This is a genomic window from Clostridium sp. CF012, from assembly GCF_018861755.1.
GTDB lineage: Bacteria > Bacillota > Clostridia > Clostridiales > Clostridiaceae > Clostridium_AD.
This window is the reverse complement of record NZ_JAHLEF010000069.1, coordinates 1-4,659: the sequence shown is the minus strand read 5'-3', so window position 1 is coordinate 4,659 and position 4,659 is coordinate 1. Positions and strand designations below refer to the sequence as shown.

General features: G+C 27.1%; 1 protein-coding gene. It reads left to right on the top strand.

What is annotated here, in order from left to right; genetic code table 11:
- Window positions 1-4,659: non-ribosomal peptide synthetase (locus KPL50_RS26035; protein ID WP_216301396.1), on the top strand; the 4,659-nt coding region annotated here is incomplete at both ends.

The window sequence follows — 4,659 nt, the reverse complement described above, 5'->3', positions numbered from 1 at the left end:
CCAAGAGATAAGACAATAAATGAATTGTTTGAAGAGCAGGTAGAAAAGACACCAAATAATATAGCAGTGGTATTTGAAGATAAGGAGATAACCTACAAAGAACTTAATGAAAGAGCCAATTCATTAGCTAGAAACTTAAGAGAAAAGGGAGTAGGACCGGATGTTATAGTAGTAATAATGGTAGAACGTTCTATTGAGATGATAGTAGGGATAATGGGAATTCTAAAAGCTGGAGGAGCGTATTTACCGATAGATCCAGAATATCCGGAAGGTAGAATAGAATATATATTAGAGAATAGTAAAGCAAAGATAGTATTAACACAAAGTAAGTTTAATGAAAAGATAAAGAACAAAAGAATAGATATATGCGACTTAAATAATGAAGGGTTATACAAAGGTAATAATGACAATTTAGATAAAATTGCTAATGAAGAAAATTTAGCATATGTAATATATACGTCTGGAACTACTGGAAATCCTAAAGGTGTTATGATAGAGCATAAAAGTATTATAAATAGAATTAATTGGATGCAAAGGCAATATCCTATAAGTACTAATGATGTAATATTACAAAAAACTAACAATACATTTGATGTATCAGTATGGGAAATATTATGGTGGTCATTTGTAGGAGCAAAAGTTAAGATGCTGATACCAGGTGGAGAAAAAGATCCTAGCACAATAGTTAAAAACATAAAAGAAGGAAGAGTCACTGTTATCCATTTTGTGCCATCAATGTTTAATGCTTTTATGAATTATGTAATATCAGAAAATAAAATTAAAGACATAAAGAAGCTAGAGAAAGTATTTACTAGCGGAGAAGCATTAAGAGCAGAACAATCTGACTTATTTAATGAAAAAATAAGGAAGGTAAATAATACGAAGTTAATAAATTTATATGGTCCAACAGAAGCAGCAGTAGATGTTACACATTATGCATGTGAAGAAAAGAAAGAAATTATACCAATAGGAAAACCAATAGACAACACCAAAATATATATAGTTGATAAATATAATAATATTGTACCAATAGAAGTTTCGGGAGAATTATGCATAAGTGGAGATGGACTTGCAAGAGGATATTTAAACAATGATAAATTAACCAAAGAAAAATTTGTGAACAATCCATATGAATCAGGACAAAAGATGTATAGAACAGGAGACTTAGCAAGATGGCTACCAGATGGAAATATAGAGTTCTTAGGAAGAATAGATCATCAAGTTAAGATAAGGGGATTTAGAATAGAACTTGGAGAAGTAGAAAGTAATTTATTAAAAATAGAAAGAGTAAAAGAAGTAGTAGTATTAGACAAAGAAGAAGAAGAAGGAAGTAAATATCTATGTGCATATTATGTTGGAGAAAAAGAATATAGTGTAGGTGAATTAAGAGAAGAACTGAAAAAATCTCTACCAGACTATATGATCCCATTATACTTTATAAAATTAGAAAATATGCCATTAACACCAAATGGTAAAATAGATAGAAAAGCCTTACCAGAGCCAGAGGGAAAAGTTAATACTGGAGCAGAATATGAGGCACCAAGAAATGAATTAGAAGAAAAGCTAGTAGAAATATGGAAAGAAGTATTAGGTGTAAGTAATATAGGTATAAATGATGATTTCTTTAGTTTAGGTGGAGATTCTATAAAATCAATACAAGTAATATCAAGAGCTAAGGCAAAGGGATATTATTTTGAAATTAAAGATTTATTTGAAAATTCAAATATAAAAGCTTTAAGTAAATATGTAAAGTATAATACTTTAACTATAAATCAGGATGAAATTGTTGGAGAAGTAGAGTTAACACCTATACAAAAATGGCTATTTGAAATGGATTTTGAAGAAAAACATCATTGGAACCAAGCAGTAATGTTATTTAATAAAGATGGATTTGAAGAAGAACTAATAGAAAAGGTATTTAAGGCTATAATTATTCACCATGATGCTTTAAGAATGACATATAAAAATGAAAATGGTGAGGTGCAGCAAATTAACAGAGCGGCAGATGGAAAACTATATGATTTAAGTAGTTATGATTATAGGAACGTTGAAGTTATTGATAAAAATAAAGTAAAAGAAATATGCAATGAGATACAAGGAAGTATAAGTATAGAAGAAGGTCCACTTGTTAAGCTAGGATTATTTAAGACTAATAAAGGAGATCATTTATTAATAGCAATACATCATTTAGTTATAGATGGAGTTTCATGGAGAATATTATTTGAAGATTTATCAAAAGCATATACAATGGCTAAAAATGGAGAAGAAATAATACTTCAGGAAAAAACTTCATCATTTAAAGATTGGGCAAGTGAACAAAAAAAATATGCTAATACCTATAAAGTAAAGAAACAATTAGAATATTGGAAAAATATAGAAGGTCATGATATAAAGAAACTTCCTAAAGATAAAGAAGTAGATAAGTTAAGAGGTATTGATTTAAGAAGTAAGGGATTTGAGTTAACACAGGAAGAAACAGAAAACTTATTAAAATATGTAAATAAGGCATATAATACAGAAATTAATGACATATTATTAACAGCATTAGCACTAACAGTAAGTGAGTGGACAGGACATAAGAATACATTAGTTAATTTAGAATCTCATGGTAGAGAAGAAATAATAAAAAATATAGATATAATAAGAACCGTAGGATGGTTTACTTCTCAATACCCAATAGTTTTAAATAGTAATAATGAAGATTTAGGAATGATGATAAAAAATACAAAAGATTCATTGAGAAGGATACCCGACAAGGGTATTGGTTACGGAATAATTAAATATCTTTCTAATAATAAACTTAAAGATAATATAAAATTTAAGTTACAACCAGAAATATGTTTTAATTATTTAGGGCAATTTGATGAGGATATAAAAAACGACATTTTTGATATTTCATCTTTAAGTAGTGGAAATTCAATTAGTCCTAATAATAAAAGTTTATTTTCATTAGACTTTTCAGCAATACTTATAGATGAAAGTTTAAATTTAAATATAAGATATAGCTGTGAAGAATATAATGAAAAAACAATTGAACAATTAATTCATAATTATAAAGACAATCTTATTAATCTTATTGATCATTGTTTAAATACAGAAAACGAAGAGAAAACAGCATCAGATATAACAAATGAAAACATAAGTTTATATGAGTTAAAGCCATATTTAAAGGATATAAATAATATTGAAAGTATATATCCATTGACACCAATGCAAGAAGGAATGCTATATAATACATTAGTTGATGATCGGTCAGAAGCATATCGTGAAGTGTTATTAGTGAAAATAAAGGGACAATTAAATATTAATTTATTAGAGGAAAGTTTTAATAGGTTAATAGAAAGGCATGATGTTTTGAGAACTGCTTTTGATTATGAAAGTTTCAATAAAAACATGCAGATTGTATTTAATGAAAGAAAGACTAGTGTAAAATATGAAGACGTAAGTAAAGAAAATTTTGAGAAGGAATCTTATATTCAAGACATAATAAAGGAAGATAAAAAAAGAGGATTTGACCTAAATAAAGATATACTTATAAAGCTAATGGTAATTAAAACAGAAGAAAATGTATATAACTTAATATTTAGTAATCACCATATTATAATGGATGGTTGGTGTTTAAGTATAATAATGGTTGAGTTATTTAAGATATACAATGAGTTAAAGTATGGATACAAGGCTAAATTGGGAGAAATAGTATTATATTCAAAGTATATAGAATGGCTTAATAATAAAGATAGGGAATTAGCAAGTGAATACTGGAAAAATTACTTATCAGATTATAATGAAGTGACATTGCTACCATTTAAGAATAATGAAAGTGAAAAGGCATATAAAAATAGTGAAGTTAGTTTTGTGATGGAAAAAGATATAACAAAACAACTTGAAGCAATAGCTAGAGATAATAAGGTTACAATTAACACAATAATACAAAGTATATGGTCAATATTGCTTCAAAAGTATAATAACAGCAATGACTCTGTATTTGGATACGTAGTATCAGGAAGAAACCAAGAAGTTAAAGGCATAGAAAATATGGTAGGACTATTTATAAATACTATACCTTTAAGAGTTAAAACAGAAAAGGAGATGACTTTTAAGGAACTGTTAGCTAGTGTAAATAAATCTTTTTTGGAAAGTAGTGAATATGATTTTTATCCTTTAGCTGAGATACAAAATTCAAGCGAAGTTAAAGAAAAACTAATAAATAACATAATGATATTTGAAAATTATCCAATTGATAGTGAAGGTATAAATAATGAAGTTTTAACTAAGAATGATTTAGAAATAATTGATTCCACTGCACAAGAACAGACTACTTATAACTTTAATTTGATAGCTACATATCAAGGTAATATTTCAATAAAGTTCAACTTTAATGAATCATTATATTCAAAGGATAATGTGCTAAAAATCAAAAGTCATTTTGAGAATTTAATAAATCAGGTTGTAAATAATGAAAAAATATTAGTAAAGGATATAGAAATAATAAGTGAAGAAGAAAAGCATAAATTACTAGTAGAATTTAATGATACAAAAGCAGAATATCCAAGAGATAAGACAATAAATGAATTGTTTGAAGAGCAGGTAGAAAAGACACCAAATAATATAGCAGTGGTATTTGAAGATAAGGAGATAACCTACAAAGAACTTAATGAA